The sequence below is a fragment of the Streptomyces sp. WZ-12 genome, assembly GCF_028898845.1.
Lineage (GTDB): Bacteria > Actinomycetota > Actinomycetes > Streptomycetales > Streptomycetaceae > Streptomyces.
On sequence record NZ_CP118574.1, the window covers coordinates 2,776,256 to 2,791,450 of the forward strand.

The following is a 15,195-nucleotide window of genomic DNA, read 5'->3' on the forward strand; positions in this document are numbered from 1 at the left end:
GCGACTGGCAGGATCTCGCCCATGGCAACGCTCCCCCGACCCGGCTGCCGCCGGGCGCTGACCGCTGCGACCGCGGCGCTGGCCCTCCTGGGGCTGGTGCTGTGGTTCGTGCAGCCGGGCCGGCCGCCCGCGCCCCGGGGACGGGTGACGATGGCCACCGGCCTCCCGACCGGGGTGTACGCGCGGTACGGGGAACTCCTCAAGGACGACCTCGCACGCGATCTGCCGGGGGTCGACGTGCGGCTGCAACGCAGCGAGGGCTCGCTGGACAACCTCCGCCAACTGGCCAGCGGGCGGGCCTCGTTCACCATAGCCACGGCGGATGCGGTGGCCGCCTACCAGGACCGGCGCGAGCCCGGCGCGGACCGGCTGCGGGCCTGCGCCCGGCTCTACGACGACTACATGCAGTTGGTGGTGCCCCGGGGCTCGGCGGTGCGCTCGGCCGCCGATCTGCGGGGGTTGCGGGTGGGTGTCGGCGCCGACGGGTCGGGCGTCCAACTGATCACCCGGCGGCTGATGTTGGCGGCCGGCCTGGACTTCGACCGGGACATCGTCCCGGTGCGGGTGGGCATCGACCGGATGCCGGAGATGCTGGAGCACCACGAGCTGGACGCGTTCTTCTGGTCCGGCGGGCTGCCGACGACGGCGGTGCAGCGGCTGGCGCGGCGCTTCCCGGTGCAGTTGGTGCAGCTCGGCGACCTGATCCCGGCGCTGCACCGGCAGGGCGCGCCGACCCGTTACTACCGAGCTGCGGTGATGCCCGCCGACGCCTATCCGCTGGTCCAGAACGGGCAGACGGTGAAGACCATCGCGGTGGCCAATCTGCTGGTGACCACGGACCGGGAGGACGCCGCGCTGACGTTCGGGATCACCAGGACCGTCATCGACAGCCGGGACGCGATCGGGCACGTGGTGCACGCGGCGCAGAACGTGGACCTGCGGACCGCGGTGTTCACCGATCCGCTGCCGCTGCACCGGGGCGCCCGGAATTACTACGTCTCCGTGAAGCAATGAGTGGCCCGGTGGGCCCCGGTGAGTTCCAGTGAGTCCCGGTGAGTCACGCGTCGTCCGGCGCAATGCGGGGCGCAGGTCGGTGCAATGGCTCGGTGCAATGCGAGCAATGCCGAGTCATTGCGGTGAGACGGCGCCACATTGCGCCAGCAGATTGCGCCCGCACGGTGACGCAATGCGTCGACACAATCGCGGCGCAATCCCAGGACAACCGCAGAGCAATCGCGGGCCAATGTGGCCCGCGGCGGGGCTACTTCGCCGCATTGCGCCGCATTACACCGCATCAATGGGCGGGCAACGGCTCAGCACAACAGCTCGGTGCAATGACCCGCCGCGCCCTCACCCCTCAAGACCCCGTGCGTGGTACCGCGACCGTGACCTCCAGGCCGTGCGGTGGGTGGGGCGCATAGGCGAGGGTGGCGCCGCCGGGGGCGAGCAGGGCGCGGGTGATGGACAGGCCGAGGCCGGAGCCGGAGACGTTCTGGTGGCGGTTGCTGCGCCAGAACCGGTCGCCGATCCGGGCCAGTTCGTCCTCGGTCAGCCCGGGGCCGCGGTCGGCCACCGTGATGGTGACGCGTTCGCCGTCGGGGGCCACCGCCACCGTGACCGGCTCCCCGGCCGGGGTGAACTTCAGGGCGTTGTCGACAACCGCGTCCAGCGCGCTGGAGAGGGCGACCGGGTCGCCCCAACCGGTGACCGCGGGCTGCCCCTCGTAGGTGAGACGGACGCCCTTGTCCTCGGCCAACGGGCGCCAGGCGTCGACCCGTTCGGCGGCCAGCGCCGCGACGTCCAGTAGCTTCAGGTCGGCGGCGGAGTGCTCGGCGAGCGCCAGGTCGAGGAGGTCGTCCAGGACCCGGGCCAGCCGTTTGCCCTCGGTGCGCACCGAGGCGATCTCCTCGTTGCCCTCGGGCAGTTCGAGGGCCAGCAGCTCGATCCGCAGCAGCAGCGCCGAGAGCGGGTTGCGCAGTTGGTGGGAGGCGTCGGCGACGAAGGCGCGCTGCTGTTCCAGGACGTCCTCGACGTGGTCGGCCATCTCGTTGAACGAGCGGGCCAGCCGGCGGAGTTCGGGCGGCCCCGCGGTGCCGGCCACCCGGGCGTTCATCCGGCCGGTGGCGATGTCGTGGCTGGCCGCGTCGAGCACCCGCACCGGCCGCAGCACCCAGCCGGTGAGCCGGACCGCCGCGCCGACCGCGACCAACATCGCCGCGGCCTCCCCCGCCGCGATCACCAGCCACTCGTGCAGGATGCGGGCCCGCATCCGCCCGGTGGGCGAGTCGGTGACGACCACCGCGACCACGTCGCCGTCCCGGATGACGGGCGAGGCGACCGGGATCCAACCGGCGTCGTCCCAGGGCCAGACCTGGTGCGGATCATGGCTGCGGCGGCCGGCCAGCGCCTCGCTGAACGCCTGCGCGCTCTCGCCGCCCGTGGGCACCGTCAGATCGTGCGGGGCGGCGGCCATCGGGGTGCGGTCCCGGTAGAAGACGCCGGCGCGGATGCCGTAGAGGGCGTGGTAGCGGGTGAGTTCGGCCCGGAGGGTGGCCAACCGCTCGTCCTCCTCAGGGGTCTTGTCGCCGGCGGAAGCGTCGGGGCGGGCGGTGACGAACTGGGCGAGGGAGGCGAACCGGGCCGCGTCGTCGATCCGGTCGACCACCACCTTCTGCTGCTCCACGCCGGCGGTGATCACCCCCAGTGGCATGCCGAGCGCCAGCAGCACGCCGGCCATCAGGACGATGAGGAGCGGGAGGAGTCGAGTGCGCACGGGCCGGGGCAGCCCTCAGGAGGCCGGCGGCCGGGCGCCCGCGGCGACGCCGGCGGCCGGCACGACCAGGCGGTAGCCGACGCCGCGCACCGTCTCGATCAGCGCCGGCATCCGCAACTTCGCGCGGAGCGAGGCGATGTGCACCTCCAGCGTGCGGCCGGTGCCCTCCCAACTCGTCCGCCACACCTCGCTGATGATCTGCTCCCGGCGGAAGACCACACCGGGCCGCTGCGCGAGCAGCGCCAGCAGGTCGAACTCCTTGCGGGTGAGCGGGACGACGGCACCGCCCACGGACACCTGGCGGGTGGGGAGTTCGACGGTGAGCGGCCCGAGGCGCAGCGGCTCGCCGGGGCCGCCCTCCTCGACCGCCGCCTCACCGGGCCCGCCCACGGCGCCGGTGCGCCGGCTCACCGCGTGGATACGGGCCAGCAGTTCGCCGGTGTCGTAGGGCTTGACGACGTAGTCGTCGGCGCCGAGGTTGAGGCCGTGGATCCGGGAGCGGACGTCGGAGCGCGCGGTGACCATGATGACCGGCGTCGCGGAGAGCCGGCGGATCCGGCCGCACACCTCGAAGCCGTCCTGGTCGGGCAGTCCGAGGTCGAGCAGCACCACCGCGAACGGCTCGGCATCGTCCGGCAGCAGGGCCTGGAGCGCCTCCTCGCCGCTGCGGGCGTGCACGACGGTCAGGCCGTGCCGGGCCAGCACCGCGGACAGGGCCGCGGCGACGTGATCGTCGTCCTCGACGAGCAGCAGTCTCATCCGGCCCTCCTTCCGGTGCGCGTACGGGCCACAGGGCATCTACGGCGATGGGCGGGCCACCCGTCAAGAGGCGGTCGCCTCCTGGGCACCATCCGTTACCCAGCCGGTACCCCCGACGACCTACCGTCGGTACGGACGCCCGTGACCGGCCACCCCGACCCTCACGCTCCGCTTCCGTTTGCGGCCGGATCGTTATGCTCAATTCTCGCTCAGATGTAATGACGCTGGTCGCAGGCCGTCATTAGGGTCCTCCCAACCGAGGAGGACGGAGCGTTACGCCGATGAGCGAAGTACCGGTGACCCAGACCGCCGGGGGACTTGCGCCCACGGGAGACCCGTTGGTCGTGCTGGCCGACGTCAACAAGCACTTCGGCGCACTGCACGTGCTCCAGGACATCAACCTGACGATCCGGCGCGGCGAGGTGGTCGTGGTGATCGGGCCCTCCGGGTCCGGCAAGTCCACGCTCTGCCGCACCATCAACCGCCTGGAGACGGTCGACACCGGCAGCATCAGCATCGACGGCCAGCCGCTGCCCCAGGAGGGCCGTGAACTGGCCCGGCTGCGCGCCGATGTGGGCATGGTGTTCCAGTCCTTCAACCTCTTCGCGCACAAGACGGTGCTGGAGAACGTGGTGTTGGGCCAGACCAAGGTCCGCAAGACCGACAAGGCGACCGCGGAGCAGAAGGCCCGGGCGCTGCTCGACCGGGTCGGCGTCGGCGCCCAGGCGGAGAAGTACCCCGCGCAGCTCTCCGGCGGCCAGCAACAGCGGGTGGCCATCGCCCGCGCCCTGGCGATGGACCCGAAGGTGATGCTCTTCGACGAGCCGACCTCGGCGCTCGACCCGGAGATGATCAACGAGGTGCTGGAGGTCATGCAGCAACTCGCCCGGGACGGCATGACGATGGTCGTGGTCACCCACGAGATGGGGTTCGCGCGCTCCGCGGCGAACCGGGTGGTCTTCATGGCGGACGGCAGGGTCATCGAAGAGGCCGAGCCGAACCAGTTCTTCACCAATCCGCGCAGCGACCGGGCGAAGGACTTCCTCTCGAAGATCCTCCACCACTGATTTCCCCCCTGAATTCACCCTGAATTCCCCCCACTACGGGCCGCGGTTGGGCCTTCGTGATTTCCACCATCTGCTGAACAAAGGGATGTTCACCATGAGGATGCGTAAGACGGCCGCCGCGGGTGCGGCGGTGCTCGCACTGGCGGCGACGGCGACCGCGTGCGGGGGCCAGTCGGGCACGGCCGGCGACAAGCAGGCCGGCTCCGACGTCTACAGCGGCACCTACAAGGTCGCCCAGGGCGTCAACGTCGATTCGCCGACGTTCAAGAAGGCCAAGAAGGCCGGCCAGATCGCCATCGGCGTCAAGGCCGACCAGCCGTTCCTCGGCTTCAAGGACCCGGCGACCAACAAGTACTCCGGCTTCGACATCGAGATCGCCAAGATGATCGCCGCCGACCTGGGCTTCTCCGAGAAGCAGATCAAGTTCAACACCATCGACTCCAACGTCCGCGAGACCACCATCTCCAAGGGCCAGGTCGACTACTACGTCGGCACGTACACCATCAACGACGAGCGCAAGAAGCAGGTCAGCTTCGCGGGCCCGTATTACACCGCCGGCGCCGACCTGTTGGTGCGCAAGGACGACAAGGACATCACCGGGCCCGACGCCCTCAAGGGCAAGAAGGTCTGCTCGATCGTCGGCTCCACTCCGCTCCAGGAGATCAAGAAGCCCAAGTACGGCGCGGTGACCACCGAGATGTCGAAGTACTCGGACTGCGTGAAGAACCTGCTGGACGGCTCGGTCGACGCGGTCACCACCGACGACGCGATCCTCAAGGGCTACGCCGCCCAACGCCCCGACAAGCTGCGGGTGGTGGGCAAGCCGTTCACCAAGGAGCCCTACGGCGTCGGCCTTAACAAGGACGACAAGGCGCTGCGCGCCGCCATCACCACCGCGCTGGAGAACCACATCAAGAACGGCGACTACAAGAAGGCGTACGAGGGCACGCTCGGCAAGTCCGGCTCCCCCTACGTCGCCCCGGACATGCCGCTGCCGCGCTACTGACGGCCCGCACACGCACCGCACCGCGCCGCCCCGTACGCCCGCCGCGACGGGTGTACGGGGCGCGCTGCCCTCGCGCGCCCCGCTCTCCCCGCGAGGCGGTGCCCCGTAGTCCCCCGCCGCCGCCCGCCGCCGACCCGACCGCTACCGCGGAGACCCCATGAACGTACTCCTCGACTATCTGCCCGAGTTCCGGGACGGGTTCCTGGGAACCCTGGCGATCACCGCGTCCGCCGCGCTGCTCGCGCTGGCGCTCGGCGTGCTCATCGCCGGTTTCCGGGTCTCTCCGGTCCCGCCGCTGCGCGCCTTCGGCACGGCGTGGGTGACGGTGCTGCGCAACACGCCGCTGACGCTGCTCTTCCTGGTCGCCTTCTTCGTCGTCCCGCAGATCCTCTTCCAGGGCGCCAGCCCCTACGTCCTGGGCACGTTGGCGCTCGGCTTCTACACCTCCTCCTTCGTGTGCGAGGCGGTGCGGTCCGGCATCGGCACCGTGCCGCTGGGGCAGGCGGAGGCGGCCCGCAGCCTCGGCATGACCTTCGCCCAGACGCTGCGCATGGTCGTGCTCCCGCAGGCGACCCGCACCGTGATCGCGCCGCTGAGCAGCATCATCATCGCGCTCACCAAGAACTCCGCGATCGCCGGGGCGTTCGGCTACGGCGAGCTGTTCAACGTCTCCAAGCTGCTCAACGACAAGGGCTACGCGATCGCCTGGATCTTCCTGTGGACGGCGCTCGCCTACCTCGTCATCACCTTCGCGGTCAGCGGCCTGTTCCGGCTGCTGGAGCGCCGGTTGGAGGTCGCCCGATGAGCTCCGGCGGCCGCAACACCAGGAACGACACCCACGGACGGGCGCCGTCGCCGCGCGCCGGCGGGACGGGACGAAGCGAGGTAAGGGCATGAGTGGCGCCAGCGTTCTCTACGACGTGCCGGGGCCGAGGGCGCGAGCCCGCAACCGCGTCTACAGCGTCATCGGCGCGCTGGCGGTGGTGGGACTGCTGGTCTTCGCGGTCCTGCGGCTGAACTCCAAGGGCCAACTCGACCCGGCCGTCTGGCAGATCTTCAACTACGCCGGGGTGCGCGCCAGCATCCGCGACGGCGTCCTGACGACCCTTCAGGTCTTCGCGGTGGCGGCGGTGCTGTCGCTCCTGCTGGGCCTGCTGCTGGCGGTGGCCCGGCTCTCCGACCACAAGCCGGTCCGCTGGCTGGCCACCGGCTTCGTCGAACTGTTCCGCGCCGTCCCGCTGCTGATCACGATCTACGCGCTGTGGGTCGTGCTGCTCACCAACCGTGACGCGCTGGGCCTCACCGGCAGCCAGCCGCAGTTCTGGGCGCTGGTCGCGGGGCTGACGATCTACAACGGTGCGGTGCAGGCCGAGGTGTTGCGGGCCGGAATCAACTCCGTGCCCACGGGCCAACGGGAGGCCGCGTACGCGCTCGGCATGAGCAAGACGCAGGTCATGATCACCGTGCTGCTCCCGCAGGCGGTCCGGGCGATGCTGCCGACGATCATCAGCCAGCTCGTGGTGACCCTCAAGGACACCTCGCTCGGCTACATCATCACCTTCGAGGAACTCCTCTACACCGCACGGCTGATGAGCACCAACATCATCGTCAACGGGAACGACACCTACATCCCGGTGATCATCGTCATCGGCAGCATCTACGTGGCGATGTGCCTGGCGCTGTCCGCCCTGGCCCACTGGATCGAGCGGCGTGGGCGCCGGGCCCGCACCGGCATCGCGGTGGCCGCGGCCGCCGAGCCGGTGACGGCCGCGGACGCCACGGAGTCCGCCGCCCCGGTCCCGGAGGCGCCGGCGGACACCAAGGGCTGACGGGCCGCCCGGTCGCACGCCGGCCGACGACGGACCGTCCGGAAGCGGTGGCAACGGCGCCACCGCCTCCGTCACTTGACGGCGGCGGCCGCAATGGGTTGCATACGCTGTGTGATCACGCACCGGCCTCCCTCTGCCAGTTCCCGCACGTCCCGTACGTACCGCCGGATCCAGGGAGCCGCCCCGTGGAGCCGGTGATCGTCGTCGGGGCCGGCCCGGTCGGTCTCGCCCTCGCCGTCGCGCTGACCCGGCACGCGGTGCCCGTCGTCGTCCTCGACGAGACCGACGGCCGGGAGGAGTCCCGGCCCGCCCGCACCGTCGTGCTCCGCCCGGACACCGCGGCGTTCGCCGCCCGACTCGGCTGCGCGGACACCTTGGCCGGCGCCGGCGCCCGCTGGTCGGCGTGGCGCACCATGCGCCGCCGCCGGCTGCTGGAACGCGTCGTCTTCGCCACCGACGGCCCCGGGGGCGCGCACGGCACGGACGGCGCGGACCGGGACGGGGGCGCCACCGGCGCGCCCCCGATGCACCTCCCCCAACACGCGCTGGCCCGCGCGCTGCGCGCCGCGCTGACCACCGAACCGCTCGCCCAGGTCGTCACCGGGAGCCGGCTGGCCGCCGTCGAGCAGGACGCGAAGGGCGTCAGCGCGCAGACCCGCGGCACCAACGGGACGTGGTGGCGCGGGAGTTACCTGGTCGGCTGCGACGGTCCGCGGTCCACCGTCCGCAAGCTGCTGGACGTCCGCTTCCCGGGCCGCACCGCCGTGGAACGCCACGCGGTGGCCTCGCTGCGCACCGAACTCCCCTGGCCCGGCGAGGCGTTGCTGCACCGCTCGCCGGCCCGGCACGGCGGCGGGCGGGTCAGCGAGGTCTCCGCCCGCCCGCTGCCCGGCGGGATCTGGCGGCTCGACTGGCTGCTGCCCCCGGGCCGCGAACTGGTGACCCCGGACGCGCTGGTGGCCCGGATCCGTGACTCGTTGGCCGGTTGGGCGGCGGACGCGGACGCGCCCGGCGACGAGACCGCGGCGGACGGGCGCGGGCACGGCGGCCTCGTCCCGCCCTACGAACTCCTCGACACCGGCGTGCACACCGTCCACCACCGGCTGGCCCGCACCTGGCGGCAGGGCCGCACCTTCCTCGCCGGCGACGCCGCCCATCTGCTGGGCGCGTTGGGCACCCAGGGCCTGGACGAGGGCCTGCGGGACGCCGAGAACCTCGCCTGGAAGCTGGGCCTGGCCTGGCACCACGGCGCCACCGACGCCCTGTTGGACAGTTACCAGGTCGAGCGCCGGGGCGCGGTCGCCGCCCGGCTGCGGTCCGCGGACTCGGCGCTGCCGCTGCTGCGGGACGGCGGCGCGGTGCGCTGGCGGACGGTGCTGCCGGGCGCGGCGCGCGGCCGCAGCACCCTGCTGACCGACGGCCACCTGGGCCGCGGCCCGCTCGGCGCGGCCCCGAGCTATCCGCACACCCCGTTGGCGGCGCCGACGGGACTGCCCGGCGAAACGGCGGTCGGCACCGCCCCGGGAGCCCCGGTGACGAACGTGCCGGTGACCGCCGCCGACGGCTCCTCGGTGCGGCTGCGCGACCGGCTCGGGCGGGGGCTGTTGGTGGTGCTGGTGGCGCCCGGCACCGGCGTCTGGGACCGCCGGCACTGGCAGTCGGCCGGGCTGATGCCGCGTCTGACGGACGCGGTCGCCGCCCTGCCGATGCGCGCCGAGATCCTGGTCACCGAGGGGTACCCGGGCGCCGCCGCGCACACCTTGCTGGTGGTGCGGCCGGACGGTCATCTGGTCGCGGCGCTGTCCGGCGTCCGCCCGGACGCGCTGGCCACCTGCGCGGACGCGGTCCGCGGGGGGCCGTCGGGCTCGGCGCAACGCGGCACGGGCGCGGACGGGGCGGCACGACAGCCCGACGGCGCGGGCGACGCACGGCAGCGTCTTGCCGAGGGGGGCGATGGGGGTGTCACGAATGCCGGGGGCATCCCGAAGACCGGGGGCGTCCCGACGCCTGGGGGTGGGGCCGGCGACCGCGAGCCTTCCGGTGATCGCGATGACCCCGAGGACTCCGACGGTGGGGACGACTCCGACGGGGACGGAAACGGGGACGGGGGCTCCGACGGTTCCGGTGGCTCTGCCGACTCCGATGGCTCCGGTGGCTCCGGTGGCTCCGCGTCGGAAGCGGTAGGGGCTCCCGTTCCACGCCTGTTGACCGGGCCGACGCCGAGCCCGACGGTGGCCCCCTCGGACCCCACCCCACCGGTTGACCCTCCGGGAAGCTCCGTGCTTCACTCCGAAGATGACTGATCACGGCTCGCGATTCTGGCGGAGGGTCCATCTGGACCTGGTCCGCTACGCGGGCTGCATGTGTCGTCCGTCCTGTTGATCCCGCCCGCCGCGGCCGTCGTCGCGGCGGCGTTCCCCGCGCGGCCGCGCCCGAGTCCCGGCGCCCGCGCCCCTCACGATCACTCAGGACGGTTTCCGTGCCCGACGTACAGACCCCCGCGCGCCCGCCCGCCCGGGCCCAAGACGGCGGCCCCAGCGCCGCCCAACTCCTCGACTTCGTCCGCCGTACCGCCGCCGACCGCGCGCTGATCGCCTCGCTCCCGCTCGATCCGGAGGGCCGCACCTGGATCCGGCTGGACGGACCGGGCAGCAGCGAAGCCTGGCTGATCGGCTGGCCGCCCGGCACCGGCACCGGGTGGCACGACCACGGCGGCTCGCGCGGCGCCTTCGCCGCGGCGGCCGGGGAGTTGACCGAGCAGTCGCTCGCCGCCGCGATCCCCACCGAGGGCTGGAAGACCCTGGAACTCGCCGACGGCGTCGACCGCGAGCGCCGGCTCAGCGGCGGCCGCGGCCGGGCGTTCGGCCCGCACCACGTCCACCAGGTCCTCAACCTCTCCCCCGACACCCACGCCGTCTCCGTCCACGCCTACTACCCGCCGCTGCCGCTGATGCGGCGGTACAGCCGCAACGGACCGGTGCTGCGGCTGGAAGAGATCGAACGCCCCGAGGAGTGGTGATGAGCGCCGTCGACGAACTGCTGGCCCGGGCCCGACGAAAGCTGACCCGGGTGGACCCCGCGCAGGCCGCGGCGCTCCGGGAGGCCGGCGGGTTGCTCGTGGACATCCGCTACGCGGAGCTGCGCGAACGCGACGGCACCATCCCGGGGGCGCTGATCGTCGAGCGCAACGAGCTGGAGTGGCGGCTCGACCCGACGGGTGCGCACCGCGCCCCCGAGGCGACCGACCACGACCTCCCCGTCGTGGTGATCTGCAACGAGGGCTACGCCTCCAGCCTCGCCGCGGTCTCCCTCCACGACCTGGGCCTCCACCGCGCAACGGACCTGATCGGCGGCTTCCAGTCCTGGCGTCGATCCGGCCTACCGGTCGAACCCCCGCCCATCGGCGAGGAGTTGAACGGCTGAGCAGTCGACGGGCCGGATGGGCTGGCGAGCCGGAGAGGCAGCGGACCGGAGCGGGGAGCCGATGCGCTGAAGAGCCAGCGGAACGGGGGTAGTTGGCGGGCCGAGGAGTTGCGTCATCCGACGCGCCACGCGAGCTGGCGCGCCCCTCGGCCGCTCCCCGCCGCTCGATCCAACTCGGTTGACTGCGACGCGGCGCGCTGCCGCAGCGCCCCGTGCCGTGCGCCGGTTCACGACCCGCCGTGGACGGGCGGCACGACCGCCACGGTGCGGCACCCAGCCGACGCCACACCCCACCACCGCCACTGAAGCGCCACGCGCGCTCCCCCGCCACCGAACTGGGCGTTGCCATCCGGGCGTTCCGGCCCGCAGGGCGGCGGCCGCGGACCCGTACGGCTGGCGTGGGTAAGACCGGCGTGTGCCCGTGGCCGCCGTGTACCAACACGCCGCGGGAAACGACGCCCGCTCGACTGACCGCACGCCGGACCGAAGCAGCCCCCGAATCAAGGCAGTTCAGTGGTAGCCGACGCCGCCGACTGTCGATATCCCCACCCGGTGGCGCAGGCATCCACCGGCGCCCAACCGCTCATCTTCCCCATCCCCGCCGTCTCCCTCCCGACTGTTCCCGCTTCCGGCCCTTCCCGCTCCCGGTCGCCCAACCCCGTTCAGGCGTCCGGGAGATGGTGGTCCAGAAGGTCCGGATCCTCGCCCTCTTCCTCCAGGGCCTGGCGGACGACGCGGAGGGCGAGGCCCTCCGGGTAGCCCTTGCGGGCCAGCATCCCGGCCAGCCGGCGGAGCCGCTTGTCGCGGTCCAGGCCGCGGGTCGCACGCAGCTTGCGGTCGACCAACTCGCGGGCGGTGACCTCCTCCTGCTCCGCGTCGAGGCGGCCGACGGCCTGGTCGATCAGGGCGGAGTCGACGCCCTTGGTGCGGAGCTCCCGGGCCAGGGCGCGGCGGGCCAGGCCCCGGCCGTGGTGCCGGGACTCCACCCAGGCATCGGCGAACGCCGCGTCGTCGATCAGGCCGACGTCCTCGAAGCGGGCCAGCACCTCCTCCGCGGCCTCGTCGGGGATGCCCCGCTCCCGCAGGGCGTCCGCCAACTGCCTGCGGGTGCGCGGATTCCCGGTGAGCAGGCGCAGGCAGATCGCCCGCGCCTGCTCCTCGGGCGTGCGCGGCGGTCCCGACCCGGCCCTCGACGGGAGGGAACCACCGCCGTCCCCGGATGCGGCGCCGTCCTCATGGCCGGCGCCGCGCTTCCGACGGCCGCTACGGTTCTCGGCGTCGCCGGCAGCGTCGCCGAAGTCGGCGCTGTCCGGCCATTCCGTTCGCCGTGTCATGGCGCGTCAGCTCTTGGCCGCCGCGGCCTTGGAGCCCTTGGCGCTCTTGGCCGCCGCAGGTGCGGCCTTGGCCGGCGCCTCCGCCGGGCCGGCGGCGTCCGCGCCGGGCTCCGCCGCGATCTCCACCGGCTTCACGCCGATGCCCAGCTTCTCCTTGATCTTCTTCTCGACCTCATTGGCGAGATCGGGGTTGTCCTTGAGGAAGTTGCGGGCGTTCTCCTTGCCCTGGCCGAGCTGGTCGCCCTCGTAGGTGTACCAGGCGCCGGACTTGCGGATGAAGCCGTGGTCGACGCCCATGTCGATCAGGCCGCCCTCGCGGCTGATGCCCTGGCCGTAGAGGATGTCGAACTCGGCCTGCTTGAAGGGCGGCGCGACCTTGTTCTTGACGACCTTGCAGCGGGTGCGGTTGCCGACCGCCTCCGTGCCGTCCTTGAGGGTCTCGATCCGACGGATGTCGATCCGGACCGAGGCGTAGAACTTCAGCGCGCGGCCACCGGTCGTGGTCTCCGGGGAGCCGAACATCACGCCGATCTTCTCGCGGAGCTGGTTGATGAAGATCGCGGTGGTCTTGGACTGGTTGAGCGCGCTGGTGATCTTCCGCAGGGCCTGGCTCATCAGGCGGGCCTGGAGGCCGACGTGCGAGTCGCCCATCTCACCCTCGATCTCGGCCCGCGGCACCAGGGCGGCCACAGAGTCGATCACGATGAGGTCCAGGGCCCCGGAGCGGACCAGCATGTCCACGATCTCCAGGGCCTGCTCGCCGTTGTCCGGCTGGGACAGGATGAGGTTGTCGATGTCGACGCCGAGCTTCTTCGCGTACTCGGGGTCGAGGGCGTGCTCGGCGTCCACGAACGCGACCTGGCCGCCGGCCTTCTGGGCGTTCGCCACCGCGTGCAGGGTCAGCGTGGTCTTACCGGAGGACTCCGGTCCGTAGATCTCCACGACCCGGCCGCGCGGCAGGCCGCCGACGCCGAGCGCGACGTCGAGGGCGGTCGAGCCGGTCGGGATGATCTCGATGGGCTCCCTCGACCGCTCGCCCATGCGCATGACCGCGCCCTTGCCGAATTGCCGTTCAATCTGTGCGAGTGCGGCGTCCAGCGCCTTCTCGCGGTCGGTGCCTGCCATGGGTTCCACCCGGTTTGCTTGAGTCGATCGCTTCACGTCCATGACGCTAACCCCTGCCACTGACAATGCGCCCGGACCCGGCTCCGACCTGTGGATAACTCCGCGGACGGCCCGGGATTTCCGCGGGCCGGAGCCGCGTCAGGCGGCCGGACCCCTCATGAGAATGGATGTTCGATTTTGGTGTCAAGCGGGCCGCGCACCGCGTCAGCGGCCCCGGCAGTCACGCCGCGCCGCCCCGCACCCCGCTCGGCACACCGTCCCGCTCGCCGCCCCGTCCATCGCTTCGTTCATCGTCACGCTCGCCGGCCGGCACACCGCTCTCCGACTCCCGACCCTCGGCCGGCTCGGCACCCTCGCCAGCGCCCCCGCCGGCATCCCCGTCCGACGCCCCACTCCGCCCCCGCGCCCGCAGGCGGCCCCGCGGGTCGGGCGTGACCTCGTACCGCTTGATGTACGCGCCCAGGAACGCCTGCAACGTCGCGGTCGCCGGTATCGCGATCAGCGCGCCGACCGCACCCATCAGCGCCGTGCCGGCGATCACCGAGCCGAAGGCGACGGCGGGATGGATGTCCACGGTCTTGGCGGTGATCCGGGGCTGGAGGAGGTAGTTCTCGAACTGCTGGTAGACCACGACGAAGCCGAAGACCCAGAGCGCGTACCAGGGATCGACGGTGAACGCGATCAGGATGGGCAGCGCCCCGGCGAGGTACGTGCCGATCGTCGGGACGAACTGCGAGATCAGCCCGACCCACATGCCGAGCGCCGGCGCGTAGGGCACGCCCAGGATCTCCAGCAGGACGTAGTGCCCCACCCCGGATATCAGCGCCATCAGGCCGCGGGAGTAGAGGTACCCGCCGGTCTTGGCGACCGCGATCTCCCAGGCGCGCAGCACCTCCGCCTGCCGCCGGGGCGGCAGCACCGAGCACAGCGCCCGCCGCAGCCGGGGGCCGTCGGCGGCGAAGTAGAAGGAGAACAGCGCGATCGTGAGGAGGTTGAACAGCCCGCCCAACACCTGTGCGGAGATGGCCAGGACGTTGTTGGCGCTGTCCTGGACGTACCTCTGGAGCCAGTCCGAATTCAGCAGGTTGTTCTGCACCTGCACCCGGGAGAGGTGGGTGTGGAAGGTGTTGTTGATCCAGCTGATGACGGAGTCCAGGTACTGCGGGAGCTCCTCGACCATGGTGGCTATCTGGCCGGCCAGCATGGATCCCAGCAGTGTGACGAAGCCGACCGAGGCGACGACGATCACGAGGAAGACCAGGGCGGTGGCGAGCCCGCGCCGCATGCCGCGGCCGGCCATCCAGTCGACGGCCGGCTCGATGGCCAGCGCCAGGAAGAACGCGATGAGCACGTTCAGCAACAGACTGATCAACTGGTGGAAGCCCCACGTGGCGAGCTGGAAGCAGGCCACCAGGGCGAGCGCGAGCACCATGGCGCGCGGCAGCCACCGCGGCATCCGCGCCTCACGCCGGTCGCCGGACCGGTCCCGCGGCGGATCGTCGGGGCGGGGGCCGTCGTGGCCGTTGATCTCGTCTGTCACGCGCACGCTGCCAAGTGTCGCGCACCGCACCGACAACCGGCCCCGACCAGCTCACCGCTTGTTCTGCGGCACCTCCATGACCGCGCAGACCACCCGCCACACCTCTTTGGCGCTCCAGCCGGCCGCCAGCGCCTCGTGGACAGTGCGACCGCCGAGCTCCGCCATCACGTGATCGCGGGCGAACGAGTCGGCATAGGACGACCCGAAGTGGTCCGCCATCCGCTCCCAGAACACCGTCAACCGCATGATTCCCGCCTCGCACCCACGTTGGCCTGTACGCTTCCCGGCTTCCGCCACCCCGTACGAGCAGTCGGGAGACTTCTGAGCCCAGCCCCCTTC

Annotated in this window: 14 protein-coding genes and 1 pseudogene; 9 read left to right on the top strand and 6 right to left on the bottom strand. The window is 72.1% G+C overall.

Going from position 1 to position 15,195, the window contains the following annotated elements; translation table 11 throughout:
* Positions 1 to 21 precede the first annotated feature (21 nt).
* Positions 22 to 1,014, top strand: a complete 993-nt coding sequence (locus PV796_RS11550) for a TAXI family TRAP transporter solute-binding subunit (RefSeq protein WP_274912864.1) — start codon at positions 22 to 24, stop codon at positions 1,012 to 1,014.
* Positions 1,015 to 1,357: 343 nt separating this feature from the next.
* Here PV796_RS11550 and PV796_RS11555 read toward each other — a convergent pair whose 3' ends face one another.
* Both PV796_RS11555 and PV796_RS11560 read right to left on the bottom strand, forming a co-directional pair.
* Positions 1,358 to 2,773, bottom strand: a complete 1,416-nt coding sequence (locus PV796_RS11555; protein WP_274912865.1) for a sensor histidine kinase — start codon at positions 2,771 to 2,773, stop codon at positions 1,358 to 1,360.
* A gap of 15 nt (positions 2,774 to 2,788) precedes the next feature.
* Positions 2,789 to 3,532, bottom strand: coding sequence for a response regulator transcription factor (locus PV796_RS11560; protein ID WP_274912866.1), 744 nt, complete (start codon positions 3,530 to 3,532; stop codon positions 2,789 to 2,791).
* Between the two features lie 281 nt (positions 3,533 to 3,813).
* Between PV796_RS11560 and PV796_RS11565 the strand changes: the two genes are divergently transcribed.
* From PV796_RS11565 to PV796_RS11595, 8 genes and pseudogenes are all read left to right on the top strand, one after another.
* Positions 3,814 to 4,599, top strand: a complete 786-nt coding sequence (locus PV796_RS11565) for an amino acid ABC transporter ATP-binding protein (protein WP_274912867.1) — start codon at positions 3,814 to 3,816, stop codon at positions 4,597 to 4,599.
* Between the two features lie 94 nt (positions 4,600 to 4,693).
* Positions 4,694 to 5,605, top strand: coding sequence for a glutamate ABC transporter substrate-binding protein (locus PV796_RS11570; protein WP_274912868.1), 912 nt, complete (start codon positions 4,694 to 4,696; stop codon positions 5,603 to 5,605).
* 157 nt (positions 5,606 to 5,762) lie between these two features.
* Positions 5,763 to 6,410, top strand: coding sequence for an amino acid ABC transporter permease (locus PV796_RS11575; RefSeq protein WP_274912869.1), 648 nt, complete (start codon positions 5,763 to 5,765; stop codon positions 6,408 to 6,410).
* A gap of 88 nt (positions 6,411 to 6,498) precedes the next feature.
* Positions 6,499 to 7,434 (top strand): amino acid ABC transporter permease, encoded by a 936-nt coding sequence (locus PV796_RS11580; protein ID WP_274912870.1) that lies wholly within the window; start codon positions 6,499 to 6,501, stop codon positions 7,432 to 7,434.
* A gap of 185 nt (positions 7,435 to 7,619) precedes the next feature.
* Positions 7,620 to 9,338 (top strand): annotated as a pseudogene (locus tag PV796_RS11585) (FAD-dependent monooxygenase); the annotation flags it as partial.
* A gap of 391 nt (positions 9,339 to 9,729) precedes the next feature.
* Positions 9,730 to 9,816 carry a putative leader peptide gene (locus PV796_RS42045; protein WP_342456959.1) on the top strand — a complete coding sequence of 29 codons (87 nt, stop codon included), beginning with the start codon at positions 9,730 to 9,732 and terminating at the stop codon, positions 9,814 to 9,816.
* Positions 9,817 to 9,913: 97 nt separating this feature from the next.
* Complete coding sequence (locus PV796_RS11590) at positions 9,914 to 10,453, top strand: cysteine dioxygenase (RefSeq protein WP_274912871.1); 540 nt, start codon at positions 9,914 to 9,916, stop codon at positions 10,451 to 10,453.
* Positions 10,453 to 10,857 (top strand): rhodanese-like domain-containing protein, encoded by a 405-nt coding sequence (locus PV796_RS11595; RefSeq protein ID WP_274912872.1) that lies wholly within the window; start codon positions 10,453 to 10,455, stop codon positions 10,855 to 10,857. The genes PV796_RS11590 and PV796_RS11595 overlap by 1 nt, the downstream gene beginning before the upstream one ends.
* Before the next feature lie 662 nt (positions 10,858 to 11,519).
* Here PV796_RS11595 and recX read toward each other — a convergent pair.
* The 4 genes from recX to PV796_RS11615 all read right to left on the bottom strand — a co-directional run bounded on the left by recX (position 11,520) and on the right by PV796_RS11615 (position 15,102).
* The gene (recX, locus tag PV796_RS11600) at positions 11,520 to 12,191 is read right to left on the bottom strand and encodes a recombination regulator RecX (RefSeq protein ID WP_274912873.1); all 672 of its coding nucleotides are present in this window, start codon (positions 12,189 to 12,191) and stop codon (positions 11,520 to 11,522) included.
* 6 nt (positions 12,192 to 12,197) lie between these two features.
* Positions 12,198 to 13,316 (bottom strand): recombinase RecA, encoded by a 1,119-nt coding sequence (gene recA / locus PV796_RS11605; protein ID WP_274912874.1) that lies wholly within the window; start codon positions 13,314 to 13,316, stop codon positions 12,198 to 12,200.
* Between the two features lie 220 nt (positions 13,317 to 13,536).
* On the bottom strand, positions 13,537 to 14,772 hold the full coding sequence (locus tag PV796_RS11610) for an AI-2E family transporter (protein ID WP_274918980.1): 1,236 nt from the start codon (positions 14,770 to 14,772) through the stop codon (positions 13,537 to 13,539).
* 135 nt (positions 14,773 to 14,907) lie between these two features.
* A complete protein-coding gene (locus PV796_RS11615) occupies positions 14,908 to 15,102 on the bottom strand; it encodes a DUF3046 domain-containing protein (RefSeq protein ID WP_274912875.1) in 195 nt (64 codons plus the stop codon).
* Between the last annotated feature and the right edge of the window lie 93 nt (positions 15,103 to 15,195).

Bases quoted from the DNA above. Each gene is read 5' to 3' on its own strand.
- PV796_RS11550 (WP_274912864.1), top strand. From the start codon at position 22: ATGGCAACGCTCCCCCGACCCGGCTGCCGCCGGGCGCTGACCGCTGCG.
- PV796_RS11560 (WP_274912866.1), bottom strand. From the start codon at position 3,532: ATGAGACTGCTGCTCGTCGAGGACGACGATCACGTCGCCGCGGCCCTG.
- PV796_RS11565 (WP_274912867.1), top strand. From the start codon at position 3,814: ATGAGCGAAGTACCGGTGACCCAGACCGCCGGGGGACTTGCGCCCACG.
- PV796_RS11570 (WP_274912868.1), top strand. From the start codon at position 4,694: ATGAGGATGCGTAAGACGGCCGCCGCGGGTGCGGCGGTGCTCGCACTG.
- PV796_RS11575 (WP_274912869.1), top strand. From the start codon at position 5,763: ATGAACGTACTCCTCGACTATCTGCCCGAGTTCCGGGACGGGTTCCTG.
- PV796_RS11580 (WP_274912870.1), top strand. From the start codon at position 6,499: ATGAGTGGCGCCAGCGTTCTCTACGACGTGCCGGGGCCGAGGGCGCGA.
- PV796_RS42045 (WP_342456959.1), top strand. From the start codon at position 9,730: ATGACTGATCACGGCTCGCGATTCTGGCGGAGGGTCCATCTGGACCTG.
- PV796_RS11595 (WP_274912872.1), top strand. From the start codon at position 10,453: ATGAGCGCCGTCGACGAACTGCTGGCCCGGGCCCGACGAAAGCTGACC.
- recX (WP_274912873.1), bottom strand. From the start codon at position 12,191: ATGACACGGCGAACGGAATGGCCGGACAGCGCCGACTTCGGCGACGCT.
- recA (WP_274912874.1), bottom strand. From the start codon at position 13,316: ATGGCAGGCACCGACCGCGAGAAGGCGCTGGACGCCGCACTCGCACAG.
- PV796_RS11610 (WP_274918980.1), bottom strand. From the start codon at position 14,772: ATGCCGCGGTGGCTGCCGCGCGCCATGGTGCTCGCGCTCGCCCTGGTG.
- PV796_RS11615 (WP_274912875.1), bottom strand. From the start codon at position 15,102: ATGCGGTTGACGGTGTTCTGGGAGCGGATGGCGGACCACTTCGGGTCG.